This is a genomic window from Streptomyces sp. LHD-70 (assembly GCF_031157275.1).
Lineage (GTDB): Bacteria > Actinomycetota > Actinomycetes > Streptomycetales > Streptomycetaceae > Streptomyces.
Map to the genome: position 1 here is coordinate 196,680 of NZ_JAVIFW010000013.1, position 20,767 is coordinate 217,446.

16 protein-coding genes and 1 rRNA gene are annotated in these 20,767 nt (G+C 69.0%); 8 read left to right on the forward strand and 9 right to left on the reverse strand.

The genetic code is table 11. The annotated features are described in order from the left end of the window. The first annotated feature begins 392 nt into the window (after positions 1–392). Positions 393–785, forward strand: coding sequence for an Rv3235 family protein (locus tag RCO28_RS25500; protein ID WP_308943604.1), 393 nt, complete (start codon positions 393–395; stop codon positions 783–785). 104 nt (positions 786–889) lie between these two features. On the opposite strand, the gene secA is transcribed toward RCO28_RS25500, so the two are convergent. Beyond that, entirely contained in the window at positions 890–3,736 is a 2,847-nt protein-coding gene (gene secA / locus RCO28_RS25505) for a preprotein translocase subunit SecA (protein WP_308943605.1), read from the reverse strand. Between the two features lie 249 nt (positions 3,737–3,985). On the opposite strand from secA, the gene RCO28_RS25510 reads away from it, so the two are divergent. Next, on the forward strand, positions 3,986–4,570 hold the full coding sequence (locus tag RCO28_RS25510; protein WP_308943606.1) for a GNAT family N-acetyltransferase: 585 nt from the start codon (positions 3,986–3,988) through the stop codon (positions 4,568–4,570). A gap of 29 nt (positions 4,571–4,599) precedes the next feature. Next, positions 4,600–5,772: a DNA glycosylase AlkZ-like family protein gene (locus RCO28_RS25515; protein WP_308943607.1), complete on the forward strand. Its 1,173-nt coding sequence runs from the start codon at positions 4,600–4,602 to the stop codon at positions 5,770–5,772. A 30-nt stretch (positions 5,773–5,802) separates the two neighbouring features. On the opposite strand, the gene RCO28_RS25520 is transcribed toward RCO28_RS25515, so the two are convergent. From RCO28_RS25520 to mtnA, 7 genes are all read right to left on the reverse strand, one after another. Beyond that, entirely contained in the window at positions 5,803–6,549 is a 747-nt protein-coding gene (locus RCO28_RS25520) for a response regulator transcription factor (protein WP_308943608.1), read from the reverse strand. A 185-nt stretch (positions 6,550–6,734) separates the two neighbouring features. Further along, the gene (gene hpf, locus RCO28_RS25525) at positions 6,735–7,427 is read right to left on the reverse strand and encodes a ribosome hibernation-promoting factor, HPF/YfiA family (protein WP_374991243.1); all 693 of its coding nucleotides are present in this window, start codon (positions 7,425–7,427) and stop codon (positions 6,735–6,737) included. Positions 7,428–7,742: 315 nt separating this feature from the next. Continuing rightward, positions 7,743–8,684: a ComF family protein gene (locus RCO28_RS25530; protein WP_308943609.1), complete on the reverse strand. Its 942-nt coding sequence runs from the start codon at positions 8,682–8,684 to the stop codon at positions 7,743–7,745. 299 nt (positions 8,685–8,983) lie between these two features. Continuing rightward, a complete protein-coding gene (locus RCO28_RS25535) occupies positions 8,984–10,822 on the reverse strand; it encodes an LpqB family beta-propeller domain-containing protein (RefSeq protein WP_374991244.1) in 1,839 nt (612 codons plus the stop codon). Further along, positions 10,812–13,121, reverse strand: a complete 2,310-nt coding sequence (gene mtrB, locus RCO28_RS25540) for an MtrAB system histidine kinase MtrB (protein WP_308943610.1) — start codon at positions 13,119–13,121, stop codon at positions 10,812–10,814. Before mtrB ends, RCO28_RS25535 begins: the two co-directional genes overlap by 11 nt. A gap of 1 nt (position 13,122) precedes the next feature. Further along, the gene (gene mtrA / locus RCO28_RS25545) at positions 13,123–13,812 is read right to left on the reverse strand and encodes a two-component system response regulator MtrA (RefSeq protein WP_282537543.1); all 690 of its coding nucleotides are present in this window, start codon (positions 13,810–13,812) and stop codon (positions 13,123–13,125) included. A gap of 4 nt (positions 13,813–13,816) precedes the next feature. Next, positions 13,817–14,962 carry an S-methyl-5-thioribose-1-phosphate isomerase gene (gene mtnA, locus RCO28_RS25550; protein WP_308943611.1) on the reverse strand — a complete coding sequence of 382 codons (1,146 nt, stop codon included), beginning with the start codon at positions 14,960–14,962 and terminating at the stop codon, positions 13,817–13,819. Positions 14,963–15,102: 140 nt separating this feature from the next. On the opposite strand from mtnA, the gene RCO28_RS25555 reads away from it, so the two are divergent. Genes RCO28_RS25555 through RCO28_RS25575 form a run of 5 tightly spaced genes read left to right on the forward strand, consistent with a single transcriptional unit; the run spans position 15,103 to position 20,548 of the window. Then, positions 15,103–16,380: a hypothetical protein gene (locus tag RCO28_RS25555; protein ID WP_308943612.1), complete on the forward strand. Its 1,278-nt coding sequence runs from the start codon at positions 15,103–15,105 to the stop codon at positions 16,378–16,380. A 4-nt stretch (positions 16,381–16,384) separates the two neighbouring features. After that, positions 16,385–17,071: a DUF4129 domain-containing protein gene (locus RCO28_RS25560; protein WP_308943613.1), complete on the forward strand. Its 687-nt coding sequence runs from the start codon at positions 16,385–16,387 to the stop codon at positions 17,069–17,071. After that, positions 17,068–18,246, forward strand: a complete 1,179-nt coding sequence (locus RCO28_RS25565) for a DUF4350 domain-containing protein (protein WP_308943614.1) — start codon at positions 17,068–17,070, stop codon at positions 18,244–18,246. Before RCO28_RS25560 ends, RCO28_RS25565 begins: the two co-directional genes overlap by 4 nt. Then, positions 18,243–19,226: a MoxR family ATPase gene (locus RCO28_RS25570; protein WP_308943615.1), complete on the forward strand. Its 984-nt coding sequence runs from the start codon at positions 18,243–18,245 to the stop codon at positions 19,224–19,226. Before RCO28_RS25565 ends, RCO28_RS25570 begins: the two co-directional genes overlap by 4 nt. 11 nt (positions 19,227–19,237) lie before the next feature. After that, positions 19,238–20,548 carry a DUF58 domain-containing protein gene (locus tag RCO28_RS25575; RefSeq protein WP_308943616.1) on the forward strand — a complete coding sequence of 437 codons (1,311 nt, stop codon included), beginning with the start codon at positions 19,238–19,240 and terminating at the stop codon, positions 20,546–20,548. 102 nt (positions 20,549–20,650) lie between these two features. Here RCO28_RS25575 and rrf read toward each other — a convergent pair. Next, positions 20,651–20,767 (reverse strand): 5S ribosomal RNA (gene rrf, locus RCO28_RS25580).

Genomic DNA, 20,767 nt, shown 5'->3' on the forward strand with positions numbered 1-20,767 from the left:
CCGCCGCTTTCTTCGTCGTTGGACGTGGGCTTGAAGACCCTCAGGATACGGGTCGGGAGTCCCCCATCGGGGGGCTGGTTCGAGGCTCCGCACTTTCGCTTACGTCCGGAATGTCTCCGGAGTGAACGGCTCCGAGGCCAGTCGCCCCTTGGGCCCTCACCCTGATAGGTGATCTTTCGGAAGGGCTTTACGGAGCGTGACGCCACGTTGCGTGACCAAGGCTCGTACCCGTACAAGAAATCCCGTAGCTACTGCCCGGTAGCGATTCCGGGCCCGGCAGATACGGGGAAATGATCATGGATGTGACACAGAACGACTCACACGGTTCCAGGGGATCCAGGGGCCCCGGCCGCCCGAGGAACGGAGGCGGCACCCGCCCCGGCGGGCGGGCGATGACCAGGCCCGGCAATCGTCGCGACCAGCGCAGGCCCGCAGCCGTACCGGCGCAGCGGAGGCGGTTCAAGCCGCACGAGCTGTTCGCCGAGCGACTGCTTGCCGTGCTGAGCGGCGAGCGCCCGGTGCACTGGATGCTCAACCACACCGTCGGCCACGGCTACCAGCAGCTCGTCGAGCTCGCCCCGCACGCGCCGTTCCAGGCGCACGGGCCGCGCCCCGTCGTGCGCACCTGCCGGGCGCTTCCGCTCAGCCCGGGTGTGGTCGAGGCCAGCGCGTGCATCGGCGCCGGTGACCAGGTGCGGGCCATGGCGTTCCGCCTGGAGCGCGGCTCCGACCTGCGCTGGCGCTGTGCCGCCGTGGAACTGGGCGGGGAGCGTCAGCCGGCCTGAGGCCCGCAGCGCCCCGCCCGCAGGGACGCGAACGCCGCGGGGCCGGAAGCCAGCTTCCGCTGAGCCCCGGCCCCGACGACGTACGCACTACATGCCGCACCGCGTCACTTCTTGCGGCGGCGGCCGCCCTTCTGGGCCTTGCGGCGCTCGGCACGCGTCATACCGTCCGCGGACGAGCGCGCCGCGGCTTCGTCGTCGTTGCTGAAGTCGCCCTCCACGACACCGCCCTCGCCGTCGACCGTCGGCGCCGAGAAGTGCAGCCGGTCCGGGCGCTGCGGGGCCTCGAGGCCCTTGGCACGGATCTCCGGACGGCCGGCGCCCGCGGGCACCGCGTCCTCGACCGGAGCCTTCTCCAGGGACGTCGCCTTGTCCTCGACGGGGACCTCCTCGACCTGCTGCTCGACCTGGACCTCCAGGTTGAACAGGTAGCCGACGGACTCCTCCTTGATGCCCTCCATCATCGCGGTGAACATGTCGAAGCCCTCGCGCTGGTACTCGACCAGCGGGTCCTTCTGCGCCATCGCGCGCAGGCCGATGCCCTCCTGGAGGTAGTCCATCTCGTAGAGGTGCTCGCGCCACTTGCGGTCCAGGACGGAGAGGACCACGCGGCGCTCCAGCTCACGCATGATCTCCGAGCCGAGCTGCTCCTCGCGCGCGTCGTACTGCGCGTGGATGTCCTCCTTGATGGACTCACTGATGAACTCGGCGGTCAGGCCCGCGCGGTCACCGGCCATGTCCTCCAGCTCCTCGATGCTGACCTGCACCGGGTAGAGCTGCTTGAACGCGCCCCAGAGGCGGTCCAGGTCCCACTCCTCGGCGAAGCCCTCGGCGGACTCCGCCTGGATGTACGCGTCGATCGTGTCGTCCATGAAGTGACGGATCTGCTCGTGCAGGTCCTCGCCCTTCAGGACGCGGCGGCGCTCGCCGTAGATGACCTCGCGCTGGCGGTTCAGGACCTCGTCGTACTTGAGGACGTTCTTACGCGTCTCGAAGTTCTGCTGCTCGACCTGCGACTGGGCCGAGGCGATGGCGCGCGTGACCATCTTGTTCTCGATCGGGACGTCGTCCGGGACGTTGGCCATCGCCATGACGCGCTCGACCATCTGGGCCTTGAACAGGCGCATCAGGTCGTCCCCGAGCGAGAGGTAGAAGCGGGACTCACCGGGGTCGCCCTGACGGCCGGAACGACCGCGCAGCTGGTTGTCGATACGGCGCGACTCGTGGCGCTCGGTGCCCAGGACGTACAGGCCGCCGAGGTCCTTCACCTCGTCGTGCTCGGCCTTGACGGCCTCCTCCGCACGCTCCAGGGCGGCGGGCAGGGCCGCGGCCCACTCCTCGATGTGCTCCTCGGGGTCGAGGCCGTGCTGGCGCAGCTCGGCCTCCGCGAGGTCGTCGGGGTTGCCGCCGAGCTTGATGTCCGTACCGCGACCGGCCATGTTCGTGGCGACCGTGACGGAGCCCTTGCGACCGGCCTGGGCGACGATCGAGGCCTCTCGGTCGTGCTGCTTGGCGTTGAGCACCTCGTGCGGCACGCCGCGCTTGGCGAGCTGCTGCGAGAGGTACTCGGACTTCTCGACCGAGGTGGTGCCGACGAGGATCGGCTGGCCCTTGGCGTGCTTCTCGGCGATGTCGTCGACCACCGCGTCGAACTTGGCCTTCTCCGTGCGGTAGATCAGGTCCGACTGGTCCATGCGGACCATGTCGCGGTTCGTCGGGATCGGGACGACACCGAGCTTGTAGATCTGGTGGAACTCGGCGGCCTCCGTCATGGCCGTACCGGTCATGCCGGAGAGCTTGCCGTAGAGGCGGAAGAAGTTCTGCAGGGTGATCGTGGCGAGTGTCTGGTTCTCGTCCTTGATGTCCACCCCTTCCTTCGCCTCGATCGCCTGGTGCATGCCCTCGTTGTAGCGGCGGCCGGCGAGGATACGGCCGGTGTGCTCGTCGACGATCATGACTTCGCCGTCGATGACGACGTAGTCCTTGTCCTTCTTGAAGAGTTCCTTCGCCTTGATGGCGTTGTTGAGGTAACCGACGAGCGGGGTGTTCACCGACTCGTAGAGGTTGTCGATGCCCAGCCAGTCCTCGACCTTGGCGACCCCGGACTCGTGGATGGCGACGGTGCGCTTCTTCTCGTCGACCTCGTAGTCGCCGGTCTCCTCGATGCCCTTGAGCTGGTTGCCCGCCTCGCCCTTGGTCAGGCGGGTGACCAGCTTGGCGAAGTCGCCGTACCACTTGGTGGCCTGGTCGGCGGGGCCGGAGATGATCAGCGGCGTACGCGCCTCGTCGACGAGGATGGAGTCGACCTCGTCGACCACCGCGAAGTTGTGGCCGCGCTGGACGAGTTCGTCCTGGGACCAGGCCATGTTGTCGCGGAGGTAGTCGAAGCCGAACTCGTTGTTCGTGCCGTACGTGATGTCGCAGTTGTACTGCTCGCGGCGCTGGGCCGGCGACATGTTGGCCAGGATGCAGCCGACGGACAGGCCGAGGAACTTGTGGACGCGGCCCATCAACTCGGAGTCGCGCTCGGCCAGGTAGTCGTTGACCGTGATCAGGTGGACGCCCTTGCCCGAAAGGGCGTTGAGGTACGTCGGCAGCGTGCCGACGAGGGTCTTGCCCTCACCGGTCTTCATCTCCGCGACAAAGCCGAGGTGGAGCGCCGCACCACCCATCAACTGCACGTCGTAGTGGCGCTGCCCCAGGACGCGCTTGGCGGCCTCGCGCACCGTGGCGAAGGCCTCGGGCAGGAGGTCGTCGAGGCTGTCTCCGGACTTGCCGTCGCTGTCGACCCACTCCTGGTAGCGCTCTTTGTACTCGTCCGTGAGGGCGCGCAGCTCGGCGTCCGAGAGGCTGATGAAGTCCTCTTCGATGGAGTTGACCTGGTCCGCGATGCGGTGCAGTTTGCGCAGGATCTTTCCTTCGCCTGCACGCATGAGCTTGTTGAAGACGGACACGAGGGTTGGTCTCCTTGCCGGTCGGGCCTGGCTCGGTCGGTTTCTGTCTCGGATTCGGCGGCGGTTCGGGCACAGCAGGTGGACCCCACCGCAACGGCCATCGTAAGCGAGGACGACTCCGGCTCGGGAAGGTCGTCGTGACGAAGGCCACCCGCCATCCTCTTGGAGAACGCTTCAGTGCCCCGGTAGGTGCCCGTGCGCTCGGCAAAAGTTCTGGCACTCGCTGTCCGCACGGTCGAGAATCGGCCGATGGAACCGGTCACACTCACCACCGAACGCCTGGTTTTGCGCCCCCTCGGCTCCGACGACACCGAGGACTGCTACACCGCCTGCCAGGACCCCGAAATTCAGCGCTGGACGACCGTTCCCTCTCCTTATGAGCGCGCACACGCCGAGAACTTCACGCGGACCTTCGCTCCTGAGGCCTGGCGCAACAGCAGGGAGTACACGTTCGCGATCCGCACACGCGCGGAGGGCGTTCTGGTGGCGGTGATGGGGATCGCGCTGCGCGGCGAGGGCGCCGCCGAGGTGGGCTTCTGGTCGGTGAAGGAGCAGCGCGGCCGCGGTTACGTCACCGAAGCGCTCCGCGCGCTGTCCCGCTGGGCTTTCACACGCGCGGCGATCGACCGCCTGGAGTGGCGCGCCGAGGTGGGCAACACCGCCTCACGCGCGGTGGCGGTCCGCTGCGGCTTCACCCTGGAGGGCACGCTGCGCGCCGGCCTGCTGCACCGCAGCACCCGACGCGACTGCTGGGTCGGCTCGCTGCTGCCGTCGGACCTCGAACTGACGCCGCTCGACCCGTACTTGCCCGCGAGATCCGCAGGTCAGCCCTGACTGTCAGTGGCGCGCTCTACGGTACGGACATGACCTCCGCCGTGGCTCCAGCCGTCCCCGAAGTCAAGCTCTCCGCCGACGAGGCCCGCCGTCTCGCCCTGCGCGCCCAGGGCTTCCTCGGTGCGCCCGACCGCCGTGGCGCGGTGCGCGGCGTCCTGCGCCACCTGGGCGCCGTCCAGCTCGACACGATCTCGGTCCTCGCCCGCTCCCACGAGCTGATTCCGTACGCGAGGCTCGGCGCCGTCGGCCGCAAGCCGGTGGAGGAGGCGTACTGGACGGACACGCACGCCTTTGAGTACTGGTCGCACGCCGCGTGCATCCTGCCCATCGAGGAGTGGCCGCACTTCGCCTTCCGCCGCCGCGCGTACCGCGCCCGCCCGCACTGGTACCACGACCTGAAGCAGTCGGCGTACGACCAGGTCGTCAAACAGCTGCGCGCCGAAGGCCCGCTCACGGCGACGGAGTTGGGCGGCGCGAAGAACAAGGGCGAGTGGTGGGACTGGTCCGAGTCGAAGGTCGCCGTGGAGCGCGCGCTGATGTACGGCGAGGTGGTGTGCGTGGAGCGCCGCGGCTGGAAGCGGGTGTACGACCTGGCGGAGCGCGCCGTTCCGGGCGAGCTGCTCCATGACGACCTGGACGACCGTGAGTGTCTGCGCCGCCTCGTGAGACTGGCCGGGGAGGCGCTGGGGGTGGGCACGCGTTCCGACATCGCGGACTATCACCGCCTGAAGAGCGAGCAGTTCGACTCCGTCGTCGCGGACTCGGGTCTGGTGCCGGTGCGGGTCGAGGGCTGGTCCAAGCCGGCCTGGGCGGACCCGGCGGCGCTGGCGAGCACGCCCCGCGGACGGCATCGGACGACGCTGCTTTCGCCCTTCGACTCCCTGGTCTGGGAGCGCGCGCGTACGGAGCGCATCTTCGGCTTCACCCACCGCCTGGAGGCCTACGTCCCGAAGCCGAAGCGGGTGTACGGCTACTTCGCGATGCCGCTGCTGTCCGGGGGCCGTCTCCTGGGCCGTGTGGACCCGGCGCGCGAGGGCGGCACGCTGGTGGCGAAGCACGCCTCCCTCGACACCCCGAAGGCCGTGGAGCCCATGGCGAAGGCGCTGCGGGAGGCCGCCGAGTGGGTGGGCTGTGATCAGGTCCGCGTGGAGCGGGTGACGCCCGTGGAGCTGCACGCGCCGCTGGCGGCGGCTCTCGTCTGAGCCGCCGCCGGCGAGCCGTCTCCGGACGGCTCAGCGGATCTCGAGGATCTTCTCCCGCATCGCATAGACCACGGCTTCCATGCGGGAGTGCAGCTGCAGCTTCTCCAGGATGTTGCGCACGTGGTTCTTCACGGTGTTCTCGGAGATGAACAACTCCTTGGCGATGTCGCGGTTGTTCATGCCGGTGGCGACCAGCTTCAGCACTTCGAGCTCTCGGTCGGTGAGCCTCGGTGCGGGGACGAGCCGGCGCTCGTCGGTGCGCTGGATCATCGACTTGAACTCGGTGAGCAGCTTCGACGCCATCGACGGGCTGATCTGCGACTGCCCGTCGGCCACGGCGCGAATCGCGGTCGCCACCTCGTCCGTGGAGATCTCCTTGAGAAGGTAGCCGGTGGCGCCCGCCTTGATCGCGTCGTAGAGGTCGGCCTCCTCGTCGCTGATCGTCAGCATGATGATCTTGGCGCTGGGTGCGACTTCCTTGATGGCGGTGCACGCCTCGATGCCGCCCCGCTTGGGCATCCGGACGTCCATGAGGACGATGTCGGGCAGCAGGTCGGCTGCCTTGTCCACGGCCTCGGAGCCGTCCCCCGCCTCGCCGATGACCTCGATGCCCTCCTCCTGCGCGAGGACGATCTCAAGGCCACGCCGGAAGAGCGCGTGGTCATCCACCACGAGGACCCGGATGGGCTCCTTCCGTGGGGCTTCCGCCTCCATTCCGATGCCTACGACACCGTCGTCCGCATCCTCGTCACGCAACGGTCCAAACGTGCCCGCCATCGTTCCTCCCCCTGAAGGCCGAGGCCTGTTCAAGATGCCGCAACCCGCTTCCGTGGCCCACGGGTTGGCCTGCTCGGCCATGATTTCATGCCCCGGCGGCGCACCGGCGCCGGAAGGGGTCGCACGATGGTGCCCCTGGGGGCGCACATGCGCTCCAGGGGCACCGTCGTCGTGGTCATCGAGGGTCAGCCGCCGAGCGAGCCGCCGGGCGCGGTCGACTGGGCCTTCGAGACCATCGGGTCCGTGCTGAGGTGGATGACGCCGTAGTCGTAGGCGTGGCGTCGGTAGACGACGCTGGGTTCCTTGGTCTCGGAGTCGACGAACAGGTAGAAGTCGTGCCCGACCAACTCCATCTCGTAGAGCGCCTGATCGAGTGACATGGGTGTCGCGACGTGGGTCTTCTCGCGCACGACGATCGGGCCTTCGCCCTGGATCTCGAGTGAACCGATCCGCTTCGTCGGTACGCCCTGGTCCTCATCGGTCGGGACGGGCGTGCCGTCGCCGTTGAGCGTCGCCGCACCGGGCACCCGGTCGGCCACTTCGGCCGCCGAGAGGCGGCCGTTGCCACGGCGCGTGGAGCGCTTGCTGTGCTGCTTGCGCAGTCGTGCTTCCAGCTTCTCCTGGGCCAGGTCGAGCGCAGCGTACGGATCGCTGGCCGAGGCCTCTGCCCGGATCACCGGGCCGCGCGTGCGCAGAGTGATCTCCACGCGGTCAGAACGGTCGGCCTGTCGCGGATTGGGCTCCTTGGACACCTCGACGTCGAGGTTGATCACCTTGGCATCGAGCTTCTGGATTTTCTCCAGCTTCAGCTTCTCGGCCACGTGCTTGCGGAACCGCTCGGGCACCTCGGTCTTGCGGCCCTTGACGACGATGTCCACGCAGAACTCCGTTCCCGGATCGCCCCGCATACTCGGGCGGAGCGTCTCCCTTTTTGCACCAGACCCCGGTGACCCCGGAGTCTCGGACTCGGTGACTTCCACCTCCTCCTCCCCCGCGGGCAAGATCTCCACCCCACCGGTGCGGGTGATTGCAGAAAACCCGTGCACCGTCATTCCGATATACGAGGTCAGGCGCCTGCCTTTCCTCACAACCGAACATATCTCGCCCGGACGGATGGCGTCACCCTCTACTGCCGCGTACCTCCGTTCAGGTGCATTTCCACTCTCACTACCTGCAACGATGCAAGTTCTCGCTCAGTTCCGGTTTATTTCGAAGGAATCAGGTGACGTGGCGATCACCGCAGCGGCCAGCGGGAACGGCATGCGGAACATTCCCCGCTGTTCGATCGTTCTCGACGCTCCCGACCAGACGTTGGATGTGCCTCCATCCACTGTTTCGCCCCGGGCTCTTCCCCGCGACCCGGCCTGCCTTGCGGGCTGCGTTACTTGCGTTCCCGTAACACGTACTCGCGTTCCAGCTGCGCCCGATCTTGCGGTTGCAGCGGTCAGGGCCCGGGCCCCTTCCGCCAGTGACGCACCCGTAGTCATCAGGTCGTCGACCAGGACCACGCGCCGCCCCGCGAGGAGCCGCTCCGCGCCGGGTGCCACCTCCAGCGCACCGCTCATGTTCGCCATCCGCTGCCGGGAGTTGAGCCCCGACTGGTCCATGACGCGGCGCCGCTGGAGCAGCACCGAGACGGCCTGGGCCGCGACGCCCGAGCGCCGCAGTTCGCAGGCGGCCGCGCGGGCGACGCGCCGCACCGAGTCATGTCCTCGAGCGGCGACCGCTCGCCTGGCCGACGGCATGGGCACCAGCAGCAGCGGACTCTCCAGTTCGTACGCATCACCCCCATCGTCTTCTCCGTGTCCCCCGTTCTCGTCGCCCCACACGCCGTCCCCGCCGGCCCGAAGCCCCGTACGCACCGCGCCCGCGAGCGCCACGCCCAGGGCCTGGGCGAGCGCCAGTGCGCCCCGCTCTTTGTGCGCGAGCAGCACCGAGCGCACCCCGTCCGCGTACGGCGCAGCCGCGTACACAGCCGGCAGCCCGGCCGGCTCGCGGTGGGGACGCGCGCGGCGCGGCTCTCTGCCGTACAGCGCCGCCCGGCAGGTCTCGCACAGCAGCGTGCGGGGCAGCTCACAGCCCGCGCAGTCGGCAGGCAGCACCAGGTCGGCGAGGTCCCGCCACCAACCCCGCATGCCCCTCACTGTGCCAAGGCGCACGACTCCCTGCCACCCCTGTGGATAACTCTCGGGAGAGGGTGGGCAGGGCGCGGCGAGAGGGCCGTAAGGCACGCCAAATCACCCTGTGGCAACGGAGTTTGACGGCAGGTCATCTCAGCGTGGTGCATACCGGCGGGCGGCTCGCGCCGGTCACCACTGGCGAGGCTCCCGGCCGCAGCTACTGAGATTCGTGGTCGCAACTGGCGAGGCTCCCGGCCGCAGCTACTGAGGCTCGTGGTCACAACCACTGAGGCTCGTGGCCGGGATATCCCGAACTATCCCGGATAGACCGGAGACGTCCCGTCCTTGACCACCGGCCGCCAGTTCGCCCCCGGAGGCAACCGGACGATCCCGTCCTCCTCCGAGCGCGCCACCATCGGCAGTCGCTCGTCCTCCGAAGCCGCAATGTCCGTCACGCCGGTGAGCGCAGGCAGCGCCGAGTCCTGCAGGACCGATCCGTCGCTCTGCACGTACTGCAGCTGCTGCACCCCGCCGGCCTCCTTGCCGACCACCACGAGGCGGCTGCCACCGGCCCAGGACATCGCCGTGACCTCCTCCATCTGCGGTGCCCCGGGGCGCAGTTCGACGACCGACACCTCGGGGTCCTCCGACGTTCCCTGGCGTTCCACACGGCCGATCTTCAGCTCGGTTTTGCCGTCCTGCTCGACGATCAGCGCGACCCGCACCCCGTCCGCCGACACCCGCACGGCGTTGATCCGGGCGTCGTCAAGCCCGACGACCTTGACCTCCACCGGCTCGCCGCCGCCCTGCGCCAGCCACAGCAGCCGCTGATCGCGCGGATCCCGGTCGGCGACCCAGAGATCGCCGCGGCCGTCCCAACTCGGCTTGGTCAGGCGGTCCTTCTCCTGCTTGGCCTGGCTGCGGATCTCCGTCTTCTCCAGCCGCTCGTCGGACAGCAGGGACCCGACGTACAGCGAACGGCCGTCGTTCGACACCCCCGCCGCGCGGTCCTCCGCACGCGACACCGCGGCCGAGCGCAGCTGCCGATCCCCGTTGCCGAGCGGGCCAGGAACCGGCTCCACCTCGTCACCGTTCTTCGGCATCCGCACCAGGCGGTGCTTCTCGTCGATGAAGTACTGGTAATCCGCGCCGCTCAGCGAACGGTTCGGCGCGCTGGCCTCGGCCTGGTCGGCGTCAAGGGCGCACAGCTTCGAACCGTTCTCGCGCTGCAGCTCCACCTGTTCGATGCCCGCAGGCGTCAAGTCCCTGAGGGTGAAGAAGAGTTGGGCAGCCATCTTCGCGCAGCGGTCCGGCTTCACGGCGTTGGCCCGCTCGTTCAGCGGGATCTTCAGATGGTTCTGGTCGTCGGGCGCCAGCGACTTGGTGCCCTTCGCCAGCGCGATACCCGGCGAGAAGCGGGAAGAGACCACGTTGTCCAGCCAGTTGGTCGGGCCGTCGAGCAGCGAACGCACCGCCTCCGTCACCGGGTCTATCCGCTTACGGATGTACACCGGATCGGCGACCATCGCCGGCGTCGATGGCGCCTCCCCGCCGTCCGGCGAGGACGACGACGCGTAGAAGTACTTGCTGACCGGCAGATACAGGCGCTCGAAGTCGGACTGCGCGAGCACCACACCGTTCGGCGGCACGTCGATCCGCCACTGGTCACCGTCCTGCCGGACGAGATGCACCAGCGACGAGTACTTCCCCTGCTCGGAGCGGTACGCGTGCTCGTCGTCGACCGTCGCGATCATCCGGCCCGTCAACGCGTACAGGTATCCGCCGCCGTCAGGGTCCGTCCGCGTACGCGTCGAGTCCGCGTTGGGCCCGTCGGCCAGGACCGTGGTGGACCTCTCCGGCTCCCAGCGGTCCGACGCCTCCTCGGTCAGATACTTGCGCGCCGTCGAGAACTCCGGATCGTCGCTGGTCAGCGCCTCGAGGAAGCCCTCGACGATCTCCGAAGGGCTCGCGTCCTTCTGCGGCGGCACAGCGAAGACCTGCACCTGCGGCTCCTGCGGGGAAGCGTCCACATGCTCCACGCCGCCGCTGTCCGGCATGGAGGCACACCCGGCGAGCACGACCGCCGAGCACACCAGGACCACCGCGGTACGCGAGGAACGGAAGAGGCCGGACCGTCCACGATCAGCGCCCACGCGCACTCTCCTCTTCCGCCGGCGCCTGTGCGGCCTGCGCTCCTGGCTGTGCCTCAACTTGCTTTTGTCTGCTGCTGGTTGGTGCGGGTACGGAGGTTGATTCGGTTGCCGGGCCGGTCGCGGCTTCTGCTGTCGGTTCGGTCGCAGCTTCCGCTCTCGGTTCGGTCGCAACTATGGCTGGCGGCTCGGTGGCCGCCTCGGTTGCCGGTTCGGCGGACGGCCCAGTGACGGCTTCCATCGCCGGTTCGGCGGACGGCCCAGTGACTGCGTCGGTCGCCGGTTCCGCAGCACGCTGGGAAGCCGGTCCGCCGATGGCACTCCCGCCCCTCGCCCACTCCGGCGACCCCACCTGCCGCGGCACCACACGCGCACCACTGCCCGGCAACGCCGTCGGATCGGCGCTCGGCGAGGTCACGCGCAGCGACGACGCGGTCGGCGGTACGGCCACGGGCCCGCGCTCGGTCACCGGCTGCGCCGGCACCGTCGCCTGCTTGCCCTGCGCACCGCCCGCCAGGCCCGCTCCGTGCAGCCCGCGGTTACGACGGGAGTCCTCCGGCTCCAACGGTATCGGCGAGCCCCGCAGCGCCTCGTCCGCCGTGCGCGGCAGCGTCAGACGGAACTGCGAACCGCCTCCCGGCTCGCCCCAGGCCTGCAGCCAGCCACCGTGCAGCCGCGCGTCCTCGAGCGCGATCGACAGGCCGAGGCCGGTCCCCCCGGTCGTACGCGCGCGTGCCGGGTCGGCGCGCCAGAACCGGTTGAAGACCCGTGTCGCCTCCCCCGGCTTGAGGCCCACTCCGTAATCACGCACCGCGACCGCCACCGCACCTCCGGCAGCGCCCAGCCGTACGATCACGTCCTTGCCGTCGCCGTGCTCCACCGCGTTCACGACCAGGTTGCGCAGGACCCGCTCCACGCGGCGCGCATCCGCCTCCGCCACGACCGGCTGCTCGTCACCGACGACGCGGATCCGGCCGCCCTTCGCCTCGGCCAGCGGCTCGGCTCCGCCGACCACTCTGCGTACGACGTCCCGCAGGTCGGTCGGCTCCGCCTCCAGCGCCGCAGCGCCCGCGTCGAACCGGCTGATCTCCAACAGATCCGCGAGCAGCGACTCGAACCGGTCCAACTGATCCGCCAACAGCTCGGCCGACCGCGCCGTCACCGGATCGAAGTCCACCCTCGCCTCATGGATGACATCGGCCGCCATCCGTACCGTCGTCAACGGCGTACGCAGCTCGTGCGAAACGTCCGACACGAACCGGCGCTGCATCCGCGAAAGGTCCTCCAGCTGCTGAATCTTCAGCTGCAGGTTCTGCGCCATCTTGTTGAAGGCCTCACCGAGCCGTGCGATGTCGTCCTCGCCGGTGACCTTCATCCGCTCCTGCAACCGCCCGGCGGAGAGCCGCTCCGCGATCCCGGCCGCCATCCGCACCGGCGTGACGACCTGGCGCACGACAAGCCAGGCGATCGCCCCGAGCAGCACCACCACGAACAGCCCAGCTGTGGCCAAGGTGCCCTTGACCAGGCTCAACGACTTCTCCTCCTGCGTCAGCGGGAAGAGGTAGTACAGCTGGTACGGATCGTTGTTGATGTCCGTCATCCGCTTGCCGATCACCAGCCCGGCGACCGGATCGGGCCCCGATTCCGTGTACACGATCCGAGAGAAGCTCTGATACGCGCCGTCGCCTCGGTCGACCTGCGTGCGCAGCTCGTTCGGGACGCTTTTCAGCCCTTCGACATAGCCCGAGGCCCGTGGCGCACGCCCCGGCCCGGCGTCGCTGCCCGCCGCCAACGCGACCACGTGGAAGGCACTCTGGCCACCACTCGACAGCTGGGTGACCATGTCGGAACGCCACAGGCCGGCATTCTGCTTCCCCTGATCGCCGTTCGCGGCGCCACCGCTACCAGCGCCCACCCTGTTCGCGGCGTTCTCCTGAGCGACCTTGAACCCACCGGTGGCCTGGATCTGTGCCGCCTTCTCCTTGGCGTCGAGCAGGCCGTTGCGCACCTGCCCGATGACGACGAAGCCGAGCAGCAGCACCACGCCGAGCGACATGACCAGCGTGGCCGCGACCACCCGCAGCTGGATGTTGCGCCGCCACAGCCGCATCACCGGCAGCAGCGGCCGCCGCACCCAACGCGTGAACAGCCGCAGCACCGGGCTGCCCTGCACACCGTCCTGCAGCACCAGCCCGCCGTCGATCAGCCGCCCGAACCGGGAGGTGCGCCCCGACGGGCTCACCGGCCGCCCCTGGCGGTTCCCCGGCTCCCCGGGCGCCGAGGCAGCACTGTCCCGGGACACGTCAGCTCGGCCCGGCCTTGTAACCGACGCCACGGACGGTCACCACGATCTCCGGGCGCTCAGGGTCCTTCTCGACCTTGGAACGCAGCCGCTGCACATGCACATTGACCAGCCGCGTGTCCGCCGCGTGCCGGTATCCCCACACCTGCTCCAGGAGCACCTCACGCGTGAACACCTGCCACGGCTTACGGGCCAGCGCCACCAGCAGGTCGAACTCCAGCGGCGTCAGCGCGATCGACTGACCGTCCCGCTTCACGGAGTGACCGGCCACGTCGATGACCAGGTCACCGATGGCCAGCTGCTCCGGAGCCGGCTCCTCCGATCTCCGTAGCCGTGCCCGGATCCGGGCCACCAGCTCCTTCGGCTTGAACGGCTTCACGATGTAGTCGTCGGCGCCCGACTCGAGGCCCACCACCACATCCACGGTGTCGCTCTTGGCCGTGAGCATCACGATCGGCACCCCGGACTCCGCCCTGATCAGGCGGCACACCTCGATGCCGTCCCGACCGGGCAGCATCAGATCGAGCAGCACCAGATCTGGCTTGGTCTCACGGAAGGCAGCCAGCGCCTTGTCGCCATCTGCTACGAACGACGGCTCAAAACCCTCACCACGAAGCACAATGCCGAGCATCTCGGCCAGTGCGGTGTCGTCGTCGACGACAAGGACTCGTCCCTTCATGACTGACATCATCCCATTAGCTAATCGTTACCTGGCGTGACCTGGCACACAGCTCCACGAGCCCGTCGGTGGTCACCGGCGAGACGGCCCCGTACTCGGTGACGATCGCCGTCACCAGCTCCGGCGGGGTCACATCGAACGCCGGGTTGTACGCCTGCGTCCCCGCAGGCGCCACAGACCGGCTTTCCGAAACCCCGCCAACCCCCGGCACCTGCGGTGCCATGAACTCCGTCACTTCCTGTCCCGCCCGCTGCTCGACCTCGATGGAGGCGCCGTCGGGCGTATCCGGATCCACCGTCGTCACCGGCGCCACCACGAGGAACGGCACATGGTGGTAACGGGCGAGCACGGCGAGCGGATAGCTCCCCACCTTGTTCGCCACCGAACCATCGGCCGCGATCCGGTCCGCTCCGATCACCACCGCGTCCACCTCCCCAGCAGCGAACAGCGAACCCGCCGCGTTGTCCACCAGCAAGGTGTACGGCATCCCATGCCGCGCCGCCTCGTACGCCGTGAGCCGGGCACCCTGCAGCAACGGCCGCGTCTCGTCCACCCACAGCCGGCGCAGCCGCCCCGCCCGGTGCGCGGCGAGCGCCACCGCCAGCGCCGTGCCCTCGCCCCCTGACACCAGCGCCCCGGTGTTGCAGTGCGTCAGCAGCCGGTGTCCGCTTCCGGGCAGCAGCTCGTCGAGGAGAGCCAGACCGTGCTTGGCCATCCGCCGGCTCGCCTCGGCGTCCTCGGCGTGCAGTGCCTTGGCCTCGGCCAACGCCGCGGCAGCAGCCTCGGCCTGCCCGGCCCCGCCCGCGACCGCGGCCCGGTACGCGGCCTGCGCCCGGCGCACCCCACGCCCCAGGTTGACCGCCGTGGGCCGCGCGGTGGCGATCGCCTCCGCCGCCTCGTCCACGTCCTCTCCTCGTACGGCGGCGAGCGCGACCCCGTACGCCCCCGTGATCCCCAGCAACGGAGCTCCCCGAACGGCCAGCGACCGGATCGCCCGCACCAGCGTCGGCACGTCCTGGCAAGCCAGCTCGACCTCCTCGGCCGGCAGCCGCGTCTGGTCGAGGAGGACCACCACGGGGTCTTCATGTGGTTCGCCCCAACGGATCGAAGGCGTCCGTATCCGCCCGCCGCCCTCGTGGGATTGCGCGTACTGATCAGCCATCCGCCCAGTCTGCCCTTTCCCTGTCGGACAATTGAAGGTACGCAGCTCATCCAGCACCCCGTCCCCGAACGAGCACACCGTGGCACGATGGCAGCCAACCTGCCGCCGCAACCGCGGTCGTGCACCGTGAAGGAGCGACGATGAATGACACTCCGGGCTGGGCCTCGCCCGGATCTGCCCCCTCCGACGGACCGGACGGGGAGACGCCCCGCCCCACCGAGCCGACCGCCCCGCAGGACGGTCCGGCCTCGAAGTGGTCCAAGGAACAGCCGCCACCCGCCCAGTGGTCCGCCCCGGGAGCCCCCGGCCAGACACCTCAGCCTCCGGGCCAGGGCGGCCACGGCGGCTGGGGCGGTGGCCCTGGCGTGCCCCCTGGCCAGCCCCGCGGCGGCTGGGGCGGCGGAGGCTGGGGCACGCCGCCCGCCGCGGCGAAGCCCGGTGTCATCCCGCTCCGTCCTCTCGGGGTCGGGGAGATCCTCGACGGCGCGGTCTCGACGATGCGCACCTACTGGCGCACAGTGCTCGGCATCTCCCTCGCTGTAGCCATGGTCACGGAGATCATCGTCGTCCTGTTGCAGGGCCTGGTCCTGAACACCCAGACCACCACCGACGCCCTCAGCGACCCGAGCGCCACGGTCGAGGAACTGACCACCGCCCTGTTCCAGACCCTGCTCGACTCCGGCGTCATCCTCCTGGTGTCGCTGCTCGGCAGCTTCGTGGTCACAGCGCTGCTCACCATGGTCACCAGCCGCGCCGTCCTCGGTAAGCCGGTGACGACCGCCGAGGCCTGGCGCGACGCACGCCCTCAGCTCCCGCGCCTCCTGGGGCTCACTTTCCTGCTGCCGCTCCTGGCCGCTGCCCTCGTCACGGTGGGCGCTCTGCCCGGCATGCTCGTCGCCATCGCGGGCGCATCCGCGGCCGGCACCTCGCTTGCCTTCCTCGGCGGTCTTGGCGGACTGATCGTCGCCATCTGGCTGATGGTCCGGTTCTCCCTCTCCTCGCCCGCGCTGATGCTCGAGAAGCAGACCGTACGTAAGGCCCTCGGGCGCTCCGCGAAGCTCGTCCAGGGCTCGTGGTGGCGGGTCTTCGGCATCCAACTCCTCGCCGCGATCCTCGTGAACATCGTGGTGTCGATCATCCTGATCCCGTTCACCGCCGTGGCCGTCGCCCTCAGCGGCGATGGAGTCAGCGGCTTCCTCAACAGCGGCGTCGGAAACGTCGGTTGGACGTTCCTGATCATCACGGGCATCGGCTCCGTCATCGGCTCCATGCTCGCCTTCCCCATCACGGCAGGCGTCACGGTGCTGCTCTACATAGACCTGCGGATCCGCCGCGAGGCACTCGACCTGGAACTGGCCCGCGCCGCCGGCATCCAGGATTACGGCCCCCACACCCCCGGCGCCACATCGGGGAGTTGATGCGGTGACGACGGGGGGATTCCGCGGGGTGTGGGCCGCGCTGCCGCTGTCCGACGACGAACCTCCGGTCACGATCCCGCGCGAGCCGGCACGGGAGGCCGCGGAGCGCGAGCTGTCCAGGCCCATGTACCACGAGAACGATCCGAGCCTCCTCCAGCGCGCGTTGGACCGCTTCTGGGAGTGGGTCAGCGACCTCTTCGACGCTGCCTCGGGAGCAACACCCGGCGGTGGGCTCGGACTCGTGGTGCTCGTACTGGTGGTCCTTCTCCTCCTGGGCGCTTTGTGGTGGCGCCTGGGGACGCCCCATCGCTCCCCGTCGACTTCCGCGCCTGTCTTCGACGACCGGCCGCGCAGCGCCGCCGAGCACCGAGCAGCCGCCGAGGCCCACGCCGCGGACCGGCAGTGGAGCCAGGCACTCCAGGAACGGATGCGCGCCGTCGTGCGGTCCCTCGAGGAGCGCGCCCTCCTCGACCCCCGCCCCGGCCGCACCGCCGATGAGGCAGCCTCCGAAGCGGCCCAGTCGCTTCCCTCCCACAAGGAGCGGCTCCACACAGCCGCCCGCGACTTCGACGACGTCACGTACGGCGGACGCAGCGCCGAAGAGCAGGTATACCTCCGTATCACCGCCCTCGACCAGGACATCGAGCACACCCAGCCCGTCCTCGCCTCTGCTCCGGGAACCCCCGAATGAGCGGAGCCTCCGCGTCCACCTCGGTCGCCACCACTCCCCGCCAGGTATGGACTCGTACGCGCGGTCTGCTCCTCGGCTTCGTCATCCTGCTCGCCGCAGGCATCGCCATCGCCGCTGTCCGCTCCGGCGGCCATCACGGCCGGCTCGACCCACGCTCCGCCGACCCCTACGGCAGCCGCGCAGTCTCCGAACTTCTCGCCGACCGAGGCGTCTCCACACGCGTGGTAACCACGAGCAAGGCCGCCGAAGCCGCCGCCGGACCGGACACCACTCTCCTCATCGCGACCCCCGACCTGCTCACAAAGAAGCAGCAATCCTCGCTGCACGATGCGACGAAGCGATCGTCCGGCCGCACCCTCCTGGTAGCCCCCGGGCAACCCTCCGTCGGCACCCTTACCCCTGGCGTACGCGCCGAACAACCGAGCAACAAGACCACGCTGCAGCCGGCTTGTTCGCTCCCGGCAGCACAACGCGCCGGCAACGCGGACACCGGCGGCATCCGCTACGCCTCGGACCTTCCGCATACGACCTCCTGCTACGCGAGCGGCGGCCTCCCCACCCTGCTGCACATCCGCTCCGGAGCCAGAGACACCGTGCTCCTCGGCGCACCGGACATCCTCTACAACGACCGCCTCGACGAACACGGCAACGCCTCGCTCGCCCTTCAACTGCTCGGGTCCCGTTCCCATCTGGTCTGGTACCTCCCCTCGGTCAGCGATTCGTCAGCGGCCGACAGCGGTGACCGCAGCTTCTTCGAGCTCATCCCCTCCGGCTGGAACTGGGCTGCCTTCCAGCTCTCCATCGCCGCCGTGCTCGCCGCCCTGTGGCGCGGTCGCCGTCTCGGCCCCCTGGTCCAGGAACGCATCCCCGTCACCATCCGCGCCTCCGAGGCCGTGGAAGGCAGAGCCCGCCTCTACAGCAAGGCAAGGGCCCGCGACCGCGCAGCAAAGGCACTTCGCTCAGCGACCCGCACACGCCTGGCACCACTCGTCGGCGTGCCCCATGCCAGAGCCCACGCGCCCGAATCACTGCTGCCCGCGGTCTCCGCCCAACTCCCCGACACCTCCGGGGATCTGCACCCCCTCCTCTTCGGGCCTCCCCCACCCGACGACACAGCTCTGATCACCCTCGCCGACCGACTCGACGCCCTCGAAAGAGAGGTACGCACCTCATGAGCGCCCCGATCGCAGACTCCGCAGGGAACGCGAACACCGCACGTTCCTCCCTGGAGGCCCTGCGCACCGAGATCGCCAAGGCCGTGGTCGGCCAGGACCCTGCAGTCACCGGCCTCGTGGTCGCTCTGCTGTGCCGCGGTCACGTCCTGCTCGAGGGCGTCCCCGGTGTCGCCAAGACCCTTCTCGTACGAGCCCTCTCCGCGGCCCTCGAACTCGACACCAAACGCGTCCAGTTCACTCCCGACCTGATGCCGAGCGACGTCACCGGCTCACTCGTCTACGACGCGCGGACCACCGAGTTCTCCTTCCAGCCGGGCCCGGTGTTCACCAACCTGCTGCTCGCCGACGAGATCAACCGCACCCCACCGAAGACGCAGTCGTCCCTCCTCGAAGCGATGGAAGAAGGCCAGGTCACGGTCGACGGCACGCCCCGCCCACTCCCCGTGCCCTTCCTCGTGGCGGCGACCCAGAACCCGGTCGAGTACGAGGGCACCTACCCTCTGCCCGAGGCTCAGCTCGACCGCTTCCTTCTCAAGCTCAACGTCGCACTGCCGTCCCGGCAGGACGAGATCGCCGTACTCACGCGCCACGCAGAGGGTTTCAATCCGCGCGACCTCCAGGCTGCCGGCGTGCAGCCCGTCGCGGGCCCCGCAGACCTGGAAGCGGCACGCGTCTCAGTCGCCAAAACATCCGTCTCCCCCGAAATCACCAGCTATGTCGTCGACATCTGCCGTGCTACGCGCGAATCGCCGTCTCTCACACTCGGCGTCTCTCCCCGTGGGGCTACTGCGCTGCTGTCCACTGCTCGGGCGTGGGCCTGGCTAACCGGCCGGGACTATGTGATCCCGGACGACGTCAAAGCCCTGGCCCTGCCCACCTTGCGACACCGGGTGCAGTTGCGTCCCGAGGCGGAAATGGAGGGGGTCACCGCTGATTCCGTCATCAGCGCGATCCTCTCCAACGTCCCCGTGCCCCGCTGAGGCCGCTGCTCATGGCCCCCACCGGACGCGCCGCCTTCCTCGCGGCTCTCGGCACTCTCCCCGTCGGCTTCATCGAGCCGAGCTGGACGGGGATCCTCGCCGTCAATTCCCCTCTCGCACTCGCAATGATGTGCGACTACACCCTCGCTGCGCCAGTACGAACGCTGCACTTCACTCGATCTGGTGACACAACTGTTCGACTGGGCGAGATCGCAGACATCGACCTGACCATCACGAACCCTTCCAACCGCCCGCTGCGGGCCCAGCTCCGCGACGCCTGGCCTCCGAGCAGCTGGAACCCCGGCTCGGAAGCCACCGCCTCACGGCAGCGAATCGAGATCCCGCCCAAGGAACGGCGCCGGATCACCACACGGCTCCGCCCCACGCGCCGCGGCAACCACCATGCTGACCGCGTCACGGTCCGCTCCTTCGGCCCGCTGGGGCTCATCTCGCGCCAAGGTAGCCACAAGGTGCCCTGGACGCTGCGCGTCCTACCGGCGTTCCACAGCCGCAGGCACCTTCCCTCGAAGCTCTCACGCCTGCGTGAACTCGACGGCCGCACCAGCGTTCTCACCCGCGGCGAAGGTACAGAGTTCGACAGTCTCCGTGACTACGTTCCGGGCGATGACACAAGGTCTATTGACTGGCGCGCAACAGCCCGGCACTCGGCTGTCTCTGTCCGTACGTGGCGCCCTGAACGCGACCGCCGCATCCTCCTGGTCCTCGACACGGGCCGCACGTCCGCAGGACGGGTCGGTGACGCACCCCGTCTCGACGCATCGATGGACGCTGCCCTACTGGTAGCCACTCTGGCCGCCAAAGCCGGCGACCGCGTCGATCTGCTGGCTTACGACCGCCGCGTCCGCGCGCTCGTCCAGGGGAGATCCGCAAACGACCTGCTTCCGGCACTGGTCAGTTCCCTCGCATCTCTCGAACCGGAGCTCGTCGAAACCGATGCCCGAGGCCTCGCCTCCACCATCCTGAAGACCGCTCCACGCCGCTCACTGATCGTCCTTCTCACCAGTCTTGACGCGGCACCCGTGGAGGAGGGCCTTCTGCCTCTTCTCCCACGCCTCACCAAACGCCATGTAGTCATCGCAGCTTCAGTCTCAGACCCTCAGGTCGAACGGATGGCAGAAGGCCGTGGCGAATCGGAAGCGGTCTACGGGGCCGCAGCAGCCGCACAAGCACAAGAAGAACGCCGGAAGACCGCAGAACGTCTGACCCGCCATGGGGTAACCGTCGTCGACGCGCCCCCGAACGAATTGGCTCCTGCGCTAGCGGATGCGTACCTAACCTTGAAGGCTTCTGGTCGCCTCTGAATAGCACGGCAATTTTGACCAGAAATACAATGGAGCAGCGAAAGGGGGTCCTGAAAACAGGAAAGCCCCGCACCATCAGGTGCGGGGCTTCCCCAACAAATAGTTCGGCGGCGTCCTACTCTCCCACAGGGTCCCCCCTGCAGTACCATCGGCGCTGTGAGGCTTAGCTTCCGGGTTCGGAATGTAACCGGGCGTTTCCCTCACGCTATGACCACCGAA